This window comes from Streptomyces sp. NPDC050625 (assembly GCF_040654755.1).
GTDB lineage: Bacteria > Actinomycetota > Actinomycetes > Streptomycetales > Streptomycetaceae > Streptomyces.
This window is the reverse complement of the sequence record NZ_JBFAIQ010000003.1, coordinates 390086-409470: the sequence shown is the minus strand read 5'-3', so window position 1 is coordinate 409470 and position 19385 is coordinate 390086. Positions and strand designations below refer to the sequence as shown.

General features: G+C 71.1%; 13 protein-coding genes and 1 pseudogene. 10 read left to right on the top strand and 4 right to left on the bottom strand.

Features of this window, described 5'->3' with window-relative positions; genetic code table 11:
- Position 1: 1 nt before the first annotated feature.
- Entirely contained in the window at positions 2-1618 is a 1617-nt protein-coding gene (locus AB0I54_RS09300; protein WP_363295299.1) for a carboxyl transferase domain-containing protein, read from the bottom strand.
- 95 nt (positions 1619-1713) lie between these two features.
- On the opposite strand from AB0I54_RS09300, the gene AB0I54_RS09295 reads away from it, so the two are divergent.
- From AB0I54_RS09295 to AB0I54_RS09280, 4 genes are all read left to right on the top strand, one after another.
- A complete protein-coding gene (locus AB0I54_RS09295) occupies positions 1714-2313 on the top strand; it encodes a TetR/AcrR family transcriptional regulator (protein WP_363295298.1) in 600 nt (199 codons plus the stop codon).
- A gap of 521 nt (positions 2314-2834) precedes the next feature.
- Positions 2835-3992 (top strand): acyl-CoA dehydrogenase family protein, encoded by a 1158-nt coding sequence (locus tag AB0I54_RS09290; protein WP_363295297.1) that lies wholly within the window; start codon positions 2835-2837, stop codon positions 3990-3992.
- A gap of 36 nt (positions 3993-4028) precedes the next feature.
- The gene (gene tesB / locus AB0I54_RS09285) at positions 4029-4895 is read left to right on the top strand and encodes an acyl-CoA thioesterase II (RefSeq protein ID WP_363295296.1); all 867 of its coding nucleotides are present in this window, start codon (positions 4029-4031) and stop codon (positions 4893-4895) included.
- Positions 4896-5226: 331 nt separating this feature from the next.
- Positions 5227-5613: a hypothetical protein gene (locus tag AB0I54_RS09280; RefSeq protein WP_363295295.1), complete on the top strand. Its 387-nt coding sequence runs from the start codon at positions 5227-5229 to the stop codon at positions 5611-5613.
- Between the two features lie 104 nt (positions 5614-5717).
- Here AB0I54_RS09280 and AB0I54_RS09275 read toward each other — a convergent pair whose 3' ends face one another.
- Together AB0I54_RS09275 and AB0I54_RS09270 are read right to left on the bottom strand one after the other, a co-directional pair.
- A complete protein-coding gene (locus AB0I54_RS09275; RefSeq protein ID WP_363295294.1) occupies positions 5718-6506 on the bottom strand; it encodes a phosphatase in 789 nt (262 codons plus the stop codon).
- A gap of 65 nt (positions 6507-6571) precedes the next feature.
- Positions 6572-8044 carry a PucR family transcriptional regulator gene (locus AB0I54_RS09270; RefSeq protein ID WP_363295293.1) on the bottom strand — a complete coding sequence of 491 codons (1473 nt, stop codon included), beginning with the start codon at positions 8042-8044 and terminating at the stop codon, positions 6572-6574.
- A gap of 206 nt (positions 8045-8250) precedes the next feature.
- Between AB0I54_RS09270 and AB0I54_RS09265 the strand changes: the two genes are divergently transcribed.
- From AB0I54_RS09265 to AB0I54_RS09255, 3 genes are read left to right on the top strand one after another with little or no spacing between them, the layout of a single operon-like run.
- Entirely contained in the window at positions 8251-9711 is a 1461-nt protein-coding gene (locus tag AB0I54_RS09265) for a sodium:solute symporter (protein ID WP_363295292.1), read from the top strand.
- Positions 9712-9767: 56 nt separating this feature from the next.
- Positions 9768-10736 (top strand): agmatinase, encoded by a 969-nt coding sequence (gene speB, locus AB0I54_RS09260; protein WP_020940210.1) that lies wholly within the window; start codon positions 9768-9770, stop codon positions 10734-10736.
- A gap of 23 nt (positions 10737-10759) precedes the next feature.
- Positions 10760-12445 (top strand): thiamine pyrophosphate-binding protein, encoded by a 1686-nt coding sequence (locus AB0I54_RS09255; RefSeq protein WP_363295291.1) that lies wholly within the window; start codon positions 10760-10762, stop codon positions 12443-12445.
- A gap of 32 nt (positions 12446-12477) precedes the next feature.
- Here the strand turns inward: AB0I54_RS09255 and AB0I54_RS09250 are convergent.
- Positions 12478-13272 (bottom strand): annotated as a pseudogene (locus tag AB0I54_RS09250) (hypothetical protein); the annotation flags it as partial.
- A gap of 251 nt (positions 13273-13523) precedes the next feature.
- On the opposite strand from AB0I54_RS09250, the gene AB0I54_RS09245 reads away from it, so the two are divergent.
- From AB0I54_RS09245 to AB0I54_RS09235, 3 genes are all read left to right on the top strand, one after another.
- Positions 13524-14447, top strand: coding sequence for a serine hydrolase (locus AB0I54_RS09245; RefSeq protein ID WP_363295290.1), 924 nt, complete (start codon positions 13524-13526; stop codon positions 14445-14447).
- A gap of 53 nt (positions 14448-14500) precedes the next feature.
- On the top strand, positions 14501-15526 hold the full coding sequence (locus tag AB0I54_RS09240; RefSeq protein ID WP_363295289.1) for an esterase-like activity of phytase family protein: 1026 nt from the start codon (positions 14501-14503) through the stop codon (positions 15524-15526).
- A 110-nt stretch (positions 15527-15636) separates the two neighbouring features.
- Positions 15637-19380: an ABC transporter ATP-binding protein gene (locus AB0I54_RS09235; RefSeq protein WP_363295288.1), complete on the top strand. Its 3744-nt coding sequence runs from the start codon at positions 15637-15639 to the stop codon at positions 19378-19380.
- The last annotated feature ends 5 nt before the right edge of the window (positions 19381-19385 follow it).

The window sequence follows — 19385 nt, the reverse complement described above, 5'->3', positions numbered from 1 at the left end:
CTCACATCCGGAAGACGCCGAACTGGGGTTCACCCAGTGGCGCGTTGGCACAGGCCGTCAGGGCGAGGCCCAGCACCTGACGGGTCTCCAGCGGGTCGATCACGCCGTCGTCCCAGAGCCGGGCCGTGGCGTAGTAGGCGTTGCCCTGCCGCTCGTACTGCGCGCGGATGGGGGCCTTGAAGGCCTCCTCGTCCTGCGCGGGCCACTCTTCGCCGCGCGCCTCCAGCTGGTCCCGCTTGACGGTCGCGAGGACGGAGGCGGCCTGCTCGCCGCCCATGACGGAGATCTTGGCGTTGGGCCACATCCACAGGAAGCGGGGGGAGTAGGCCCGGCCGCACATCGAGTAGTTCCCCGCGCCGTACGAACCGCCGACCACCACCGTCAGCTTCGGCACGCGCGTGCAGGCGACCGCCGTCACCATCTTGGCGCCGTGCTTGGCGATGCCGCCGGCCTCGTAGTCCCTGCCGACCATGAAGCCGGAGATGTTCTGCAGGAACACCAGCGGGATGCCGCGCTGGTCGCACAGCTCGATGAAGTGGGCGCCCTTCTGGGCCGACTCGGAGAACAGGATGCCGTTGTTGGCGACGATCCCGACCGGGTGGCCGTGGATCCGGGCGAAGCCGGTGATCAGGGTCTGCCCGAACTCGGACTTGAACTCCGCGAAACGGGAGCCGTCGACCACGCGCGCGATGATCTCGCGTACGTCGTAGGGGGTGCGGGAGTCGACGGGTACGGCGCCGTAGATCCCGTAGGGGTCGACCTTCGGCTCGACGGCGGGCCGGACCTCCCAGGGAAGGGACCCGCGCGCGGGCAGCGTGGCGACGATGTTGCGCACGATCCGCAGCGCGTGGGCGTCGTCCTCGGCGAGGTGGTCGGTGACACCGGAGATCCGGGAGTGGACCTCGCCGCCGCCCAGCTCCTCGGCGGTCACGACCTCACCGGTGGCGGCCTTCACCAGGGGCGGTCCGCCCAGGAAGATCGTTCCCTGGTTGCGGACGATCACGGCCTCGTCGCTCATCGCCGGGACGTACGCGCCACCGGCGGTGCAGGATCCGAGGACGGCGGCGATCTGGGGGATGCCCGCGCCGGACATCCGGGCCTGGTTGTAGAAGATCCGCCCGAAGTGCTCGCGGTCCGGGAACACCTCGTCCTGCATGGGCAGGAAGGCGCCGCCGGAGTCGACGAGGTAGACGCAGGGGAGGCGGTTCTCCAGGGCCACCTCCTGCGCGCGCAGGTGCTTCTTCACCGTCATCGGGTAGTACGTGCCGCCCTTGACGGTGGCGTCGTTGGCGACGATCACGCACTCGCGCCCGCTGACCCGCCCGATTCCGGCGATGACGCCCGCGGCCGGGGCCTGGCCGTCGTACATCCCCTCGGCCGCGAGCGGCGCGAGCTCCAGGAACGGCGAGCCCGGGTCCAGCAGCGTGTCCACGCGGTCGCGCGGCAGCAGCTTGCCGCGCGCGGTGTGCCGGGCGCGCGCCTTCTCGCCGCCGCCGAGCGCCGCCGCGGCCAGCTTGCCGCGCAGCTCCCCGACGAGTGCGAGGTGGGCTTCCTCGTTGGCTCGCCAGGCCTCCGACGCGGGATCTGCCGCGCTCGTCAGCTCCGGTGCCTCTTGCATCCTGCGGTCCCCTCACCCAGCGATCGACTGTTAATGAGCGTTAACCATCTCCTTCAGGTTAACGACCGCTAACCTCCCTGTCTAGAATTGCCTGCATGGTCACCAGAACCGACGCCCCCACTCGCCGTGAGCAGATCCTCAAGGAGGCCGCTCGGCTCTTCGCCGAGCGCGGCTTCCACGGCGTCGGAGTCGACGAGATAGGGGCCGCGGTCGGCATCAGCGGCCCCGGTCTCTACCGGCACTTCGCGGGCAAGGACGCGATGCTCGCGGAGCTTCTGGTCGGGATCAGCGGTCAGCTGCTGACCGGGGCGAAGCGGCGCCTGGCGGAGGCCGACGGCGCGGCCGGTCCCTCGGCGGTCCTCGACTCCCTCATCGAGGGCCACATCGACTTCGCCCTCGACGACCGCCCCCTGATCACCCTGCACGACCGCGAGCTGGACCGCCTCCGGGACAGCGACCGCAAGCTGGTGCGCCAGTTGCAGCGGCAGTACGTCGAGCTGTGGGTGGAGGTCGTGCGGGAGGTGTATCCGGGCCTGGCGGAACCGTCGGCCCGGTCGGCGGTGCACTCGGTCTTCGGCCTGCTGAACTCCACACCCCACCTCGGCCGCCCGGGCTCCCTTCCCGGACGCGGCACCACCGCGGAACTGCTGCACCGGATGGCCCGGGGGGCGTTCGCGGCGGCAGAGACGGAGTAGCCGCCCGACCAGCACGCCCGAAGGGGTGACGACTGGAAGACCACGCCGGCCCCTGCGACCGGCAACCACGCTCGCCGTGACGGGAGTGCGGACAGCGGCCGCCGGGTGGTGGGTGTGCCTGTCCCTGGGGCCAACGCCACCGGAGGTCCGCTCACGATGCCGCGCACCCAGTGGTGCCACGTTCCGGCGGGCCTGAGGGTGCTGGACGGATAGGGGCTCGTCATCTTCTTGGCGAGGTACTCCGGAGTCCCGCCCGGCCCGGGTTGGCCGCGACCGTCCGACCCCGGTACCGGCCCACGCCGAGGCGAAGGCCTGCGTCCTCGCGCGCGTGCAGGTGACCTGCCCCGTCGACGGCCTCCTGGGGCGGAAATTCACCTCGCCCCGCCCCCGCGTCCAAGGGGTGAGATCGCCCCGGCGTGACGAGCGTTACGGCCGGACCCCCCTGGACGGGGTTCCGTACTCGCCGGTACCTTTGCTCTGAGCAAGCGCTTAGACATGCCGAAGTACGTGGAGGTGGCGGAGTGCGCCGTACGCTGTTCAACGAGGATCACGAGGCGTTCCGGGAGACCATCCGCGCCTTCATCGAGGCCGAGGTCGTGCCCGGGTACGACGAGTGGCTCGCCGCCGGCCAGGCGCCCCGCGACTTCTACTACAAGCTCGCCGAGCTCGGCGTCTTCGGCATCCGCGTCGACGAGGAGTTCGGCGGCGCCGGCATCGACTCGTACAAGTTCGAGGCCGTCCTGTACGAGGAGACCGCCCGCGCCGGCATCACCTTCGGCGGCTCCGGCGTGCACGTGCTGCTCGGCCTGCCGTACATCAAGCTGCTCGCCTCCGACGAGCAGAAGAAGCGCTTCCTGCCGAAGTTCGTCTCCGGCGAGGAGATGTGGGCCATCGCGATGACCGAGCCGGGCACCGGCTCCGACCTCGCGGGCATGCGGACCACCGCCAAGCTCTCCGAGGACGGCACGCACTACGTCCTCAACGGCGCCAAGACCTTCATCACCGGCGGTGTGCACGCCGACCGCATGATCGTCTGCGCCCGCACCGCCGCGCCCACCGCCGAGGACCGCCGCCACGGCATCTCCCTCTTCGTGGTGGACACCAAGGCCGAGGGCTACTCCATCGGCCGCAAGCTCGACAAGCTGGGCCTGAAGACCTCCGACACCGCCGAGCTGGCGTTCGTCGACGTCAAGGTCCCGGTCGAGGACCTCCTCGGCGAGGAGAACCGGGGCTTCTACTACCTCGGCCACAATCTCGCCTCCGAGCGCTGGGGCATCGCCTACGGCGCCTACGCGCAGGCCAAGGCCGCCGTCCGGTTCGCCAAGGACTACGTCCAGCAGCGCACCGTCTTCGGCCAGACCGTCGCGTCCTTCCAGAACACCAAGTTCGAGCTGGCCGCCTGCCAGGCCGAGGTGGACGCGGCCGAGGCCGTCGCCGACCGCGCGACGGAGGCCCTCGACGCCGGTGAGCTGACCCCGGCCGAGGCCGCCTCCGCCAAGCTCTTCTGCACCGAGGTCGCGCACCGAGTGATCGACCGCTGCCTCCAGCTGCACGGCGGCTACGGCTTCATGAACGAGTACCCGATCGCCCGCCTGTACGCGGACAACCGCGTCAACCGCATCTACGGCGGCACCAGCGAGATCATGAAGTCGATCATCGCCAAGGACATGGGCCTGTAAGGCCCACGACATCACTGGCCGGTACAACCGTCTCTCATGAGCCAGGCACTCCAGGAGCTCCTCGATCTGCTCGACCTGGAGCAGATCGAGGAGAACATCTTCCGCGGCCAGTCCCGGTCCGCCTTCGTCCCGCGGGTCTTCGGCGGACAGGTCGCGGCCCAGGCGCTGGTTGCCGCCGGACGCACGGTCCCGGCCGACCGGCTCGCCCACTCGCTGCACGCGTACTTCCTGCGCATCGGCGACCCGGGCGCGCCCATCGTCTACAACGTCGAGCGCATCCGTGACGGCCGCTCCTTCACCACCCGCCGGGTGGTCGCCATCCAGCACGGCAGGCCGATCTTCGTCCTGTCCGCGTCCTTCCAGGTGTACGAGGACGGCCTCGACCACCAGACGCCCATGCCGCCCGCACCCGCCCCGGAGACGCTGCCCACCTCCCAGGAGCGGCTGCGCGGCTACGAGCACCTCGACCGCACGGTCGTCGAGAAGTTCCTCGAGGCGCGCGAGGCGGTCGACCTGCGCTATGTCGACGAGCCGCCGTACGGGAAGTTCGGCGAGCCGCGCGAGCCGCACTCCCAGGTGTGGTTCCGCACCAACGGCAAGCTCGACGACGACCCCCTGTTGCACGTCGTGCTCGCCACGTACGTCTCCGACATGACGCTGCTCGACTCGGTGCTGCTCGCGCACGGTCGCGGCGGCTGGGCCGTGGGTGACGTCGTGGGCGCCTCGCTGGACCACGCGATGTGGTTCCACCGTCCGTTCCGCGCCGACGAGTGGCTGCTGTACGACCAGGAGTCACCGTCCGCGCACGGCGGCCGCGGGCTCGGGCAGGCCCGTATCTACACGCAGGACGGACAGCTCGCGATCTCGGTCATCCAGGAAGGCGTGGTCCGGGTTCCACGTTAGAAGTCCGTAAGCGTATGAGAAGTACGTAAAAGAGTGCTTTGTCCGGTACTTCCGAACTAGCCGATATGTGAATGCTGTACTAGGCTCCTTGGTTGAAAGCCGCATCACACGGCATGACCGGCCGACCCGGTCCCGATACCGCGGGACCAGGGCCGCGGGCCTCGTAGGCGCAACCGTGCGCGGGCCCGCAGGCGTCGGCGGTCGGGTACGTGTCTCTCCTGAATACGCGGTGACACCTGAGACCGCGCCGCACCCCTTTGCGGCAGCGGCCATCAACCTCGCGCTCCCCTGCGGGAGTTGCGAGAGGCGATGGAACGAAAGGTAATTTCCCATGCGAGCACAACGCGCGAGGCGTCTCGTTGCGGTGTCCGCCGCCGGTCTGCTGATGGCCGGTGGTGCCGCGCTCGGCGCGGCGGGCACGGCATCGGCGTCCGCCCCGTCCCACGAGCACAGCAGCTTCAGCAACGACTGCGGCGACTGGTGGGGCGGCAACTGCGACCACGGCGACCACGGCTTCGGCGGTGACCGCGGCGATCACGGCGGTAACCGCGGCGACCATGGCGATCACGGCGGCGACCATGGCGATCACGGCGGTGACCATGGCGATCGCGGCGGCAACGGCGGTGACCATGGTGGTAACGGTGGTGACCACGGCGGCAACGGTGGTGGCCACGGTGGTAACGGCGGCGGCAACGGAGGTGGACACGGCGGTCGCTGAGCATTCGGTTCCGAACGCACACAGAGCACGACGTGCGGCTCCGTGGAGGGAGCCGCACGTCGCGGTGTATCGGGAGACCGGGCCGTGAGTCGCCGTCAAAGGCCCTACGCCAGGCCCGCTTCCGCCAGTAGATACGCCGTCAGGGGGTCGTAGTGGCGCGGGCTGACCACATGGTCGTCGAGCGGCACCGCCACCTGCAGGGTGCCCTCCGACTCGGCGAGGAACAGGGCCGGGTCGTTGCAGTCCGCGTAACCGACGGAGTCGAGGCCGGCCTGACCGGCGTACCCGGCCCAGCCGTGGTCCGCGACGACCAGATCGGGCAGTGGACGGCCCTCGCGCTCAAGTCCCGTGAGAATGGCCCGCATCGGCTCACCGGAGTGGGTGTGCCACAGCGTGGCGCCATGTTCGAGCACCGCCACGTCCGCGAACTGCATGACGTAACCCTCCTCCGTCTGCAGCCCGTCGGGGATGACCACGATCTCGCAGCCGGCGGTGCGCAGCGCGGCGGCCGTGGCGCGGTGCACGTCCAGCAGACCGCCCGGGTGGCCGGTGGCGAACAGCACCCGCTGCTGCCCGTCGGCCGCCTTGCGCAGCCGTCCCGCCAGCCGTTGCAGGGCGTCGACGGTGAGTTCGGGGTCGATCGTGTCCTGTCCGTAGCGGTACTCGGGGTCGTCGTTCACCCCGACCCGCTCCGCCATCACCGCGAGCACGTCCTGCTCGTCCCGCCAGCGGTCGCCGAGTTCCAGCCCGAACCAGAAATTGCGCTCGCCGTTCGCCAGCCTGCGGTAATGGTTCAGATTGTTCTCGCGGGGGGTGGCGACGTCGCCCGCGATACGGGTCCTCACAAGGTGGTCGACGAGCTCGGCGCGGCTGGGTGTCCCGGGTATCGGCATGCACCCATTGTGGGGCAGCGCGCCGTGCCATTTCCCTGCGTATCGTGCGCTGGGACGTGGGTCACTCACAGGTGTTTCAGCGCGAACCAGAGCTCCATGCGCACATCGGGATCGTCGAGGTCCGCGTCGAGAAGCGCGGCACAGCGGGCGATCCGCTGCCGCACCGTGTTGCGGTGCACCGCCAGCGCCACCGCCGTGCGGTCCCAACTGCCATGCAGGGAGAGCCAGGCGCGCAGGGTGTCGGTGAGCGCCGGGTTGGCCGCGATCGGGGCGAGCACGGCACGGGCGTGCGCCTCGGCCTCCGCGCCGGGAACCAGGTCGTCGAGTCCGGGGCGGTCGCCGCGCCGGACCAGCGTGGTGCGGGTGGCACGGGCGCGGGCCAGGGCGCGGGCCGCCTGGGTGTCGGCCGACGGCCACTCGTGCGGGGCGACGGCGGCGCTGACGCCGAGGGTCCAGCCGGGCTGCGGGGCCGGTTCGCGGTCGGCCGGCACGAGGACCCGTACGACGTCACGGGCGAGGTCGACCAGCGGTGAGCCCAGGGCGGCGCCCAGCGCCGAGGCGGCCACCGCGTCCGGCAGCTGCGCATCCGGCCGGGCGTGCACCACGACCCACCGCTCGCCCCCCACCAGCGGGGCCACGTCCTCGGGCGGCGCCCCCAGCAGCAGCCGTACGAGCGCCGAGGAGCGTGCCGCGCCGGCCCCGCTCTGATGCTCCCCGGTCAGCAGGGAGAGCAGGACGGCGGCCACGGAGGCGATGGTGTGGTCGCCGGGTTCGCGACGGGCGGTGGCCACCCCGAGGACGAAGCCCTGCCCGGTGCCGAGCGCGTAGGCGGCGAGATGGGTGTCCGCGGCGGTGCCGGCGGCGGAGGTGGGTGCCTGTCCCCGGGTGGGCCGTACCACCCCCGCCAGCTCCTCCAGTGCCTCCCGCACCTCCTCCTCGGGGCCCCGGCCCGCCGTCGCGATCCGGGTGCCGTCCGGCCCGTACAGCGCCGCCCAGCCGCCGAGCCGCTGGGCCAGCTGGCGCAGGACCGAGGGGACCGGGTCGGGGCGGGAGGCGGCCGCTGCCAGGCTCTGCTGGGCCTCGGTCGTGCGGCGCAGCTCGGCCAGCCGGGCCTGGGCCATGAGCTGCCAGACCGCGCGGGCGATCCCCGAGAACGTGGTCTGCGGCGGGACCTCCAGCAGGGGCAGCTCATGGGCGTCGCAGGCCGCCACCAGGGCGCGCGGCACCGTGTCGTGGACCGGGGCGAGGCCGAAACCGAGGGCGGTGCCGCCCGCCGCCACGATCCGGGAGACATAGCCGTCGAAGTAGGACCCCGAGCCCGCCGCCTCCGGGACGTGCACGCCCGCCGTGAGCAGCAGCTCACCGCCCAGCAGATACGGGTACGGGTCGGCCATCTCCGAGGTGTGCGCCCAGTGGATCACGATGCCCTCGGCCGGGGGCCCGGCGATCTGCCGCAGGGCGAGGTCCTCGCGGGCCAGCAGGGCCGTCAGTGGGACCGGTGGGGTGGGTGGGACCGCTGGTGCGTGTGTGTCCGACATGGTGTGCGTTCCCTCCATCCCGTTCCGCTCGAATGGATGAAACGTACACTTCGCAGTCTCTTTCCGGCCACCTAGTGTCAGTCCAGACCGGCAGCCGCGGGTACGGGCGGATGTCCCCGCGATCCGCTGCCGACGTCCCTGTTCCCAGGAACCCCCCACGTAACTGCACGACACGCCACCGGAATGTGCGCGAAGGAGGGCCCCTCATGGCCGTCGACTACACAGTGATCGTCGTCTATCTCGCCGGCATGCTGGCCATGGGCTGGTGGGGCATGCGCCGCGCCAGGTCCAAGAGCGATTTCCTGGTGGCCGGGCGCCGCCTCGGGCCCGCCATGTACTCCGGCACCATGGCGGCGATCGTCCTCGGCGGCGCGTCCACCATCGGCGGTGTGGGCCTCGGCTACAAGTACGGCCTTTCCGGCGCCTGGATGGTCTTCACCATCGGCCTCGGCCTGCTGGCCCTCTCCGTCTTCTTCTCGGCCCGCATAGCCCGCCTCAAGGTCTACACCGTCTCCGAGATGCTGGACCTGCGCTACGGCGGCCGGGCCGGCGTCATCTCCGGTGTGGTCATGTGGGCGTACACCCTGATGCTCGCGGTGACCTCGACCATCGCGTACGCCACGATCTTCGACGTGCTGTTCGACATGAACCGCACCGTCGCGATCATCCTCGGCGGCTCGATCGTCGTCGCCTACTCCACGCTCGGCGGCATGTGGTCGATCACCCTCACCGACATGGTGCAGTTCGTGGTCAAGACGGTCGGCGTGCTCCTGCTCCTGCTGCCCATCGCGGTCGTCAAGGCCGGCGGCTTCTCCGAGATGAAGGCCAAGCTGCCCACCGAGTACTTCGACCCGCTGGGCATCGGCGGCGAGACGATCTTCACGTACGTGCTGATCTACACGTTCGGCATGCTCATCGGCCAGGACATCTGGCAGCGCGTCTTCACCGCCCGCGGCGACCGCACGGCCAAGTGGGGCGGCACAGTCGCCGGCACCTACTGTCTGGTCTACGCCCTGGCCGGAGCCGTCATCGGCACGGCCGCCCGGGTCCTGTACCCCAAGCTCGGCAACGCCGACGACGCCTTCGCGACCATCGTCAAGGACGAGTTGCCCGTCGGCGTCCGCGGACTGGTGCTGGCCGCCGCGCTCGCCGCCGTGATGTCCACGTCCTCCGGCGCCCTGATCGCCTGTGCCACCGTCGCCAACAACGACATCTGGTCCCGGCTGAGCGGTGCCGTGCGCCGCACCCGGGACGAGCACGACGAGGTCAAGGGCAACCGCGCCTTCATCCTGCTCATGGGCCTCGCCGTGATCGGCACCGCCATCGCCCTCAACAACGTCGTCGAGGCGCTGACCGTCGCCTACAACCTGCTCGTCGGCGGGCTGCTCGTCCCGATCCTCGGCGGTCTGATGTGGAAGCGCGGCACCGTCCAGGGCGCCCTCGCCTCCGTGATCGTCGGCGGCCTCGCGGTGATCGGCCTGATGGCCGGATACGGCATCCTCGCCAATGAGCCCGTCTACTACGGCCTGCTGTCTTCCCTCGTCGCCTACGTCGCCGTCTCCCTGGCGACGAAGCCCACCGACGCGGCCGTCCTCGCCACCTGGCGCGAGCGGCTGGCCGGGCGGTCCCCTGAACTCGTGTCCGAACCGGTCCCGGCTCACCAGTAGAGTCGTATGACAAGCAGTACATGCGCGACCAAGCGCAAGAAAGAAGGCATTTCAGTATGAGCAGCAACGAGACGCCCCGCGGCCCCGTCGACTCCTCCCGCATCCCGCGGTACGCGGGTCCCGCGACCTTCGCCCGGCTGCCCCGCCTCGACGAGGTCGGCACCGCCGACGTCGCCGTCGTGGGCGTGCCGTTCGACTCCGGCGTCTCGTACCGGCCGGGCGCCCGCTTCGGCGGCAACGCCATCCGCGAGGCGTCCCGGCTGCTGCGCCCCTACAACCCGGCGCAGGACGCCTCCCCCTTCGCCCTCGCCCAGGTCGCGGACGGCGGCGACATCGCCGTGAACCCGTTCAACATCAACGAGGCCGTGGACACCATCGAGGCGGCGGCGGACGAGCTGCTCGGCACCGGTGCCCGGCTGATGACCCTCGGCGGCGACCACACCATCGCCCTCCCGCTGCTGCGCTCGGTCGCGAAGAAGCACGGCCCGGTCGCCCTGCTCCACTTCGACGCCCACCTCGACACCTGGGACACCTACTTCGGCGCCGAGTACACGCACGGCACCCCGTTCCGCCGCGCGGTCGAGGAGGGCATCCTCGACACCGAGGCGCTCTCCCACGTCGGTACCCGCGGCCCGCTGTACGGCAAGCAGGACCTCACCGACGACGAGAAGATGGGCTTCGGCATCGTCACCTCCGCGGACATCTACCGCCGCGGCGCCGACGAGGTCGCCGACCAGCTGCGCCAGCGCATCGGCGACCGTCCGCTGTACATCTCCATCGACATCGACTGCCTCGACCCGGCGCACGCGCCCGGCACCGGCACGCCGGAGGCCGGCGGCATGACCTCCCGCGAGCTGCTGGAGATCCTGCGCGGTCTCGCGTCGTGCAACCTGGTGTCGGCGGACGTCGTCGAGGTGGCCCCCGCGTACGACCACGCGGAGATCACGTCGGTGGCCGCCTCGCACACCGCTTACGAACTGACCACCATCATGAGCCGCCAGATCGCGGCGGCCCGCAACGCCTGACGCTCCTTAGGAGACCGAGAGCAGTGACGCACGACCACGACCTGGTGCTCCGCCCGACGCCCGCGCAGACGGAGGCCGCGCTGAACCCTCCCCCCGGCCGCAACGGCGGGGACCTGGTCGTGGAGACCCTGGCCGGGCTGGGCGCGACGACCGTCTTCGGTCTGCCCGGCCAGCACGCCCTCGGCATGTTCGACGCCCTGCGCCGCTCGGACCTGCGCTATGTGGGCCTGCGCATGGAGAACAACGCGGGCTTCGCGGCGGACGCCTACGGCCGGATCACCGGCGAGGCCGCGCCGCTGCTGCTCTCGACCGGCCCGGGGGCCCTCACCTCCCTGGCCGCGCTCCAGGAGGCGGCGGCGGCCAGCGCCCCCGTCCTGGCCATCAGCAGCCAGGTCCCCACCGCGGGGCTGGGCGGCGGCCGGCACGGCTATCTGCATGAACTCCCGGACCAGGCGGCCTCGTTCCGGGGCGTGGTCAAGTCGGTCCACACGGTCCGCACCCACTCCCAGATCCCGTCCGCGATCGCGGCGGCCTGGAAGTCGGCGCTGACGGCCCCGCACGGCCCGGTGTGGGTGGAGATCCCGCAGGACGTGCTCCTGGCGGAGACCTCGCTGCCGGTCGTGACGGCGGTCGACGCGACCCCGGTCGAACTGGCCCCCCGCCCCGAACTGACCGCTGTGGCCGCCGACCTGCTCTCCCGTGCCGCCCGTCCCGCGATCATCGCGGGCGGGGGAGTCGTACGGGCGGACGCCGCCGGCAAGCTGAGGCAGCTCGCCGAGCTGCTCGACGCCCCGGTCGTCACCACCTTCGGCGGCAAGGGCGCCTTCCCCTGGACACACCCGCTGTCCCTCCGGTCCTGGCTGGAGGACCGCCACACCACGGACTTCCTGGAGGACGCCGACGTACTCCTCGTCGTCGGCTCGGGCCTCGGCGAACTCTCCTCCAACTACCACACGTTCAAGCCCCGCGGCCGAGTGATCCAGATCGAGGCGGACCTCGGCAAGCTGGAGTCCAACCACCCGGCGCTGGGCATCCACGCGGACGCGCGCCTCGCGCTGCAGGCGCTCCTGGAGACGGCGCGGGAGCGTACGGACCCGACGGCACCGGAGCGCGTACGTGACCTGCTCTCCCGTGTCGCGCGGCGCATCGCCGGACAGGAACTGACTCTGGAACAGGACGTGTTGACCTCGGTGCGCAGGGCACTGCCCGCCGACTCCCCGTCCTTCTGGGACATGACGATCCTGGCGTACTGGGCGTGGTCGGCCTTCGATCCGCGCAACACGAATCTGATGCACTCCGCCCAGGGCGCCGGCGGCCTCGGCTACGGCTTCCCCGCGGCGCTGGGCGGGGCCGCCGCCGACCCGACCCGCCCGGTGCTGGCGGTGTCCGGCGACGGCGGCGCGCTGTACTCGATCGCCGAGCTGGCGACGGCCCGCCAGTACGACCTGAACGTCACCTGGCTGATCGTCGACGACGGCGGCTACGGCATCCTGCGCGAGTACATGACCGACGCCTTCGGGCAGGCGACGGCAACGGAACTGACCCGCCCGGACTATGTGGCCCTCGCCGAGTCCTTCGGCGTCCCGGCTACCCGCACGAGCCCCGAGACACTGGAGGAGGACCTGGCGAAGGCCCTGGCGTCACCGGGCCCGTCGGTGGTCGTGCTCCCGGCGGTACTACGGATGTTCGCGCCGACGCATCTGGGCTGAACGGACGCAGTGCGTGCCGGGGGCAGCCGGGGTCAGCCGGCGTCCGAAGGGTCCAGGCGGTAGACGGTCGACCGGCCGCTCTGCGCGGAGTCGGACGTCGTGGTCTTGCTGTACGCGCTCTCCCGCACCGCCGCGCCGTGCTTCTCCACCCATGACGTGACCGCCGAGCTGAGGGTGCCGCCACCGCCGGGGCCGCCGCCCATGCCGGTGCTGCCCAGCTGGACGTAGTGCAGTTCTCCCTTCTGCACCAGCTCCTTCAGCTTGGCCACGGTCATCGCGTTGTCGGTGCCCGTGAAGCCCCACATGGAGATGACCGGCACCCTGCTGCTCAGTTCGATCTGGGCGGCGCTCTGTGAATTGGACACCGCGAGCAGAAACTTGGCGCCGTCCTGGTGCTTCTTCAGGTACGAGATCAGTTCGGTGTCGGCTCCGCCCATGTCGCCGCCCGGGCGTCCGCCCGTACCTGCACCCGGACCGGCGCCCGTGCCGCTGCCGCCGACCCGGTTGCCCCCACCGCCCGGTCCGCCGCCCGGCCCGCCGCCGAAGCCGCTGCCCGTCGACGGGCCCGCCGTCGGGTTCGTACCGCCCATTCCGCCGCCCGAACCCGACGGTACCGACCAGGCGGACGCGGCCGGGCCCGCCAGGGCCGCGACCACCGCCGCGGTCACCGAAGCCGCCAGCAGCCGTGCCCGGTTGCCGTTCCGGAAGACGAACCGGCCCGCGATCGCCGCCGTCATCACCAGACCGTTCAGCGGCCACAGCCAGTTGTTCCAGTCGGAGGTCCGACGCAGCAGCACGATCGCCCAGGCACCCGTGACCGCGAGGGCGGAGCGACCAGCGCGGTGCCGCGTCCGGCGGGGCCTCCGACGGCGGATCGGGGGCACGGTCGTGTGGGGGTGGGGATCGGTGGCAGATGTCACAACGCGCATCGTGCACAGCGGGGGTGGGTGAGCGCTGTGCCAAACCTGGCGAATTGCTGTGAAAACGCCCAGGGTGTGGCAACGGCTTGCAAAGGCTTTGCCCAATGACAAGATCCGCACGTACAACCATTCGGGTGAACGTGTGAGTCAACACGGGTATGACTCACCGGACATCCAGACGCGCCAGAGTGCTGGCGGCCGCCGTCGGCGCCGCAGTGCTCATACCGGGCATCGCCGCCGCCACGCCGGCCGCCGCGGCGACGCCGACGGTCAGCTGCACCTCCGCCAAGGCGGGCCTGGCCGACAAGCTCAAGAAGGACATCACGGCGGCGCTCGCGACCCGCAAGGGCACGGTCGCGGTCGGCCTGTACGACCGCTCCACCAAGACCACCTGCACCCTGCGGCCCACCACCGCGTACGACTCGGCCAGCACGGTCAAGGTCACCGTCCTCGCCACGCTGCTGTGGGACGCGAAGAAGCACAACCGGTATCTGACGAGCACCGAGCAGTCGCTCGCCACCGCCATGATCACCAAGTCGGACAACACCGCGACCAGCAAGCTGTGGAAGCAGCTGGGCCTGACGAAGATCAAGGGCTTCCTGGCCGCCGCCGGCATGACGAACACCACGCCGGGGGCCAACGGCTACTGGGGCCTGACCCGGGAGAACGTCACCGACGAGCAGAAGCTGCTCAAGCTCATCACCGCCAAGAACACCGTGCTGAGCGACAACTCCCGTGCCTACATCCTGAAGTTGATGGGCCAGGTCATCTCGTCGCAGCGCTGGGGCACGCCCGCCGGTGCGCCCTCCTCGGTCGCCGTGCACGTCAAGAACGGCTGGCTGCAGCGCTCCACGCACGGCTGGCGGGTGCACAGCCTGGGCACCTTCAACGGCGCCGGCCACGACTACATGATCACGGTGCTGACGCAGGACAACAGCACCATGAGCTACGGCGTCACCACCATCCAGAACGTGGCCAAGGCCATCCACAAGGATCTGGTGCCGACGACGTCCGCCGTCACGCGCTACACCCCGACCAGCGCGCCGAGCGAGGCGTCCGTGGCGGTGCCGCCGCAGGGCTGACGCTTCACGAGGCGGTCTCCCGCACGTCACCGGGCCGCCCTACGGTGACGCCCATGCGCCTGAGAACCGTACTCGCCACCCTCACCGCCGGCCTGGCGGCGGCCACTTGTCTGGCCGCCGCCGGGCCCGCCGGTGCCGACTCCCTCGCGGACAACGCCTGTTCGCCCTCCGTCTCCATCGACCGCTTCTCCGACGCGCTCGACAAGACGACGTACGACGGCACCTTCGTCGGCAACTTCTCCGCCCTCGCCATGGACTGGGACGGCTCGCTGGCCGCCCTGGAGGACCGCTCCTCCCTCTTCGATCTGGACCCGAAGACGCTCCAGCCGGCCTCGGCCGTCCACCTGGCCGACGAGAAGGGCGCCGACCTCGACTCCGAGGGGCTGGTCATCGACCGGGACGGCACCCGGCTCATCACCTCCGAGACCGAGCCCTCCGTCCGCCGCTACTCCCGCGACGGGAAGATCCTCGACCGCCTCCCGGTCCCGTCCTCCCTGCTGGTCGCCCCGGCCGGCCGCGCGACGGGCAACCAGACCTTCGAGGGCCTGACCCTGCTGCCCGGCGGCCGCACCCTGCTCGCCTCCATGGAGTACGCGATCTCCGGGGACTCCGCCGGCCTCGTCCGCTTCCAGACCTGGAAGCGTCACCACGGCCGCTTCGAGCTCGCCGCCCAGTACGCCTACCGCACCGACGCAGGCCTCGGCGTCCCCGAGGTCCAGGCCACCCCGGACGGCCGCCTCCTCGTCCTGGAGCGCGGCTTCACCGCGGGCGTCGGCAACACCGTCCGCCTCTACCGGGCCGACCTCGGCCGTGCCACGGACACCAGCGGCGTCGAGAACCTGACGGGGCAACCGGACGTTCACCTGATCAAGAAGACCCTGCTCGCGGACATCGCCGACTGCCCGTCCCTCGGCGCCACGGCCAAGCAGCCCCAGCCCAACCCCCTGCTGGACAACATCGAGGGCATGACGATCACGGGACGTGACCGCACCGGCCGTCTGAAGGTCCTGCTGGTCAGCGACGACAACCAGAACGCCGCACAGACGACGCGGTTCTACTACCTGCGGATACGCGTCTGACCCACCCGCGGATACGCGTCCGATCGTTTCCATGTGTTGCGGAGGGATGAAATCCGCTTCTGCGTGCGTTGGTGCCTTCCGGGACGTCATTTTCAACGGAGGGCACCGGCGTGGCAGCGCAGCAGGGGGATACACAGGGCTGGGCACGGCGACTCGTGGGTTATGCCTGGCGCTACCCGAAGGACGTGGTCCTCGCCCTCGGCTCCTCGCTGGCCGGTATGGCCGTCATGGCGCTGGTCCCGCTGATCACCAAGGTGATCATCGATGATGTGGTCGGCGACCACAGCCGCTCCATGGCCCCCTGGGCCGGCGCCCTGATCGGCGCCGCCGTCCTCGTCTATGTCTCCACCTACATCCGCCGCTACTACGGCGGCCGTCTCGCCCTCGACGTCCAGCACGACCTGCGGACCGAGATGTACGGCACGATCACCCGCCTCGACGGCCGCCGTCAGGACGAGCTGTCCACCGGCCAGGTGGTGGGCCGCGCCACCAGCGACCTCCAGCTGATCCAGGGCCTGCTCTTCATGCTGCCGATGACCATCGGCAACGTCCTGCTGTTCCTGATCTCCCTGGTGATCATGGCCTGGCTGTCGCTCCCGCTGACCCTGGTCGCCCTCGCCGTGGCGCCCGCGCTGGGCTGGATAGCCAGGCGCAGCCGCACCCGCCTGCACCCCGCCACCTGGTACGCCCAGGCCCAGGCGGCCGCCGTCGCGGGTGTGGTCGACGGCGCCGTCAGCGGCGTACGCGTGGTGAAGGGCTTCGGGCAGGAGGACCAGGAGACCGGGAAGCTGCGGGAGGTCGGCCGCCGCCTCTTCGCCGGGCGGCTGCGCACCATCCGGCTGAACAGCAGGTTCACCCCGGCCCTCCAGGCCGTCCCCGCGCTCGGCCAGGTCGCGATGCTGGCGCTGGGCGGCTGGCTCGCCGTGCGCGGCCACATCACCCTCGGCACCTTCGTCGCCTTCTCCACCTATCTCGCCCAGCTCGTCGGCCCGGTCAGGATGCTCGCCGTGGTCCTCACGGTCGGCCAGCAGGCCCGTGCGAGCACCGAGCGCGTGCTGGAGCTGATCGACACCGCCCCGACGTTCGAGGAGGGCACCAAGACCCTCCCCGCGGACGCGCCCGCGACGGTCGAGTTCGACGACGTGTCCTTCGGGTACGGCGACGCACCCGGCGCAGCCGGCCCGGTGCTCGAAGGGCTCAGCTTCGAGATCCGCCCCGGCGAGACCCTCGCGGTCGTCGGCTCCTCCGGCTCCGGCAAGTCCACGGTCTCCCTGCTCCTCCCGCGCTTCTACGACGTCACCCACGGCGCCGTCCTGGTCGGCGGCCACGATGTGCGCGAGCTGACCCTGGACTCCCTCAGGGCCGCGATCGGCCTGGTCCCCGAGGACTCCTTCCTGTTCTCGGACAGCGTGCGCAACAACATCGCGTACGGCCGCCCCGACGCGACGCAGGAGGAGATCGAGAAGGCCGCCCGTGCCGCCCAGGCGGACCGTTTCATCGCCGAGCTGCCCGAGGGTTACGACACCACGGTCGGCGAGCACGGCCTCACCCTCTCCGGCGGCCAGCGCCAGCGCGTCGCGCTCGCCCGCGCGATCCTGACCGACCCGCGTCTGCTGGTCCTCGACGACGCGACCTCCGCGGTGGACGCGCGCGTGGAGCACGAGATCCACGAGGCGCTGAAGCAGGTCATGGAGGGCCGTACGACCCTGCTCATCGCGCACCGCCGCTCCACCCTCAACCTCGCCGACCGCATCGCCGTCCTCGACGGCGGCCGTCTGGCCGACATCGGCACCCACCAGGAACTGCAGGAACGATCCGCCCTCTACCGTCGCCTGCTCACCGATCCCGACGAGCTGGGCGGCGTCTCCCCGGGCCACACCGAGCCCGCCCTGCCGCACGAGGACACCAGCGTCCGTGAAGAGTTGGACGCCGAGTTCGACGCCGAACGCGCGGTGACCCCCCATCTGTGGACCGGCGACCGCCGGCCCAAGGACCAGGCGCTGGCCGACTCCCCGGCCACTCCCGAACTCCTCACCCTGGTCGAGGCGCTGCCCCCGGCGACCGACACCCCCGACGTCGACGAGACGAGGGCGGTCCGGCCGGAGAACTCCTACGGGCTGACCCGGCTGCTCCGCGGCTTCGGCCTGCCCCTCCTCGCCGGCCTGCTGCTGGTCGCCGTGGACGCCGGCATGGGACTGCTGCTGCCGATCCTGATCCGGCACGGCATCGACCAGGGCGTCACCCGGCTCGCCCTCGGCGCGGTCTGGTCGGCGTCCCTGCTCGCCCTGCTCGCCGTACTCGTCCAGTGGACGGCCCAGATCGGCGAGACGCGGATCACCGGACGCACCGGCGAACGCGTCCTCTACGCCCTCCGCCTGAAGATCTTCGCCCAGCTCCAGCGGCTGGGCCTCGACTACTACGAGCGCGAGCTGACCGGCCGGATCATGACCCGGATGACGACGGACGTGGACGCCCTGTCGACGTTCCTGCAGACCGGTCTGGTCACGGCGTTCGTCTCGCTCGTCACCTTCTTCGGCATCATGGGCGTCCTGCTGGTGCTCGACGTACAGCTGGCGCTGGTCGTCTTCGCGACGCTGCCCCCGCTGATCGTCGCCACCTTCTTCTTCCGCCGGGCGAGCGTGAAGGCGTACGAACTCGCCCGTGAACGCGTGTCGGTGGTCAACGCCGACCTCCAGGAGTCCGTCTCCGGGCTGCGGATCGTGCAGGCCTTCCGGCGCGAGCGGGACGGCGGACGGCGGTTCGCGGAGCGCAGCGACGCCTACCGGCGCGCCAGGATCCGCGGTCAGTGGCTGATATCCGTCTACTTCCCCTTCGTCCAGCTGCTGTCGTCGGTCGCGGCCGCCGCGGTCCTCATCGCGGGTGCCCACCGGATCGAGGCGGCGACGCTCACCACGGGCGCACTGGTCGCCTATCTGCTCTACATCGACCTCTTCTTCGCCCCCGTCCAGCAGCTCTCCCAGGTCTTCGACGGCTACCAGCAGGCCACCGTCTCCCTCGGCCGCATCCAGGAGCTGCTCCGGGAGCCGACCTCCACCAGCCCCGCCGACGAGCCGCTCGAAGTCCGCTCGCTGAGGGGCGAGATCGCCTTCGAGGACGTGCGCTTCGCGTACGGCGCCGACGAAGAGGCGCTCAGCGGCATAGAGTTGACGATCCCGGCCGGCCAGACCGTCGCCTTCGTCGGCGAGACGGGGGCGGGCAAGTCGACCCTGGTCAAGCTGGTGGCGCGGTTCTACGACCCGACGGGCGGCCGGGTGACGGTCGACGGCACGGATCTGCGGGCGCTCGACCTCACGTCGTACCGGCACCGCCTGGGCGTCGTCCCGCAGGAGGCGTACCTCTTCCAGGGCACCGTGCGCGACGCCATCGCCTACGGCCGGCCCGACGCCACCGACGCCCAGGTCGAGGCGGCGGCGCGGGCGGTCGGCGCCCACGACATGATCGCCACGCTGGAGGGCGGCTACCTCCACGAGGTCGCCGAGCGCGGCCGCAACCTCTCGGCGGGCCAGCGCCAGCTGATCGCACTCGCCCGCGCCGAACTGGTCGACCCGGACGTCCTGCTCCTCGACGAGGCGACGGCGGCCCTGGACCTGGCCACGGAAGCCCTGGTCAACCAGGCCACGGACCGTCTCGCCGGCCGTCGGACGACACTGGTCGTCGCCCACCGCCTCACCACCGCCGCCCGTGCGGACCGGGTCGTGGTCATGGACCACGGGCGGGTGGTGGAGGACGGAACGCACGAGGAGCTGCTCCGACTCGGCGGACACTACGCGGAGTTGTGGCGCACTTTCGTGGGCCGGGCCGAACCCGAGGAGCCGGTGGGCGTGTCCCGCTGACGTCC

Bases quoted from the DNA above. Each gene is read 5' to 3' on its own strand.
- AB0I54_RS09300 (WP_363295299.1), bottom strand. From the start codon at position 1,618: ATGCAAGAGGCACCGGAGCTGACGAGCGCGGCAGATCCCGCGTCGGAG.
- AB0I54_RS09295 (WP_363295298.1), top strand. From the start codon at position 1,714: ATGGTCACCAGAACCGACGCCCCCACTCGCCGTGAGCAGATCCTCAAG.
- tesB (WP_363295296.1), top strand. From the start codon at position 4,029: ATGAGCCAGGCACTCCAGGAGCTCCTCGATCTGCTCGACCTGGAGCAG.
- AB0I54_RS09280 (WP_363295295.1), top strand. From the start codon at position 5,227: ATGCGAGCACAACGCGCGAGGCGTCTCGTTGCGGTGTCCGCCGCCGGT.
- AB0I54_RS09275 (WP_363295294.1), bottom strand. From the start codon at position 6,506: ATGCCGATACCCGGGACACCCAGCCGCGCCGAGCTCGTCGACCACCTT.
- AB0I54_RS09270 (WP_363295293.1), bottom strand. From the start codon at position 8,044: ATGTCGGACACACACGCACCAGCGGTCCCACCCACCCCACCGGTCCCA.
- AB0I54_RS09265 (WP_363295292.1), top strand. From the start codon at position 8,251: ATGGCCGTCGACTACACAGTGATCGTCGTCTATCTCGCCGGCATGCTG.
- speB (WP_020940210.1), top strand. From the start codon at position 9,768: ATGAGCAGCAACGAGACGCCCCGCGGCCCCGTCGACTCCTCCCGCATC.
- AB0I54_RS09245 (WP_363295290.1), top strand. From the start codon at position 13,524: ATGACTCACCGGACATCCAGACGCGCCAGAGTGCTGGCGGCCGCCGTC.
- AB0I54_RS09240 (WP_363295289.1), top strand. From the start codon at position 14,501: ATGCGCCTGAGAACCGTACTCGCCACCCTCACCGCCGGCCTGGCGGCG.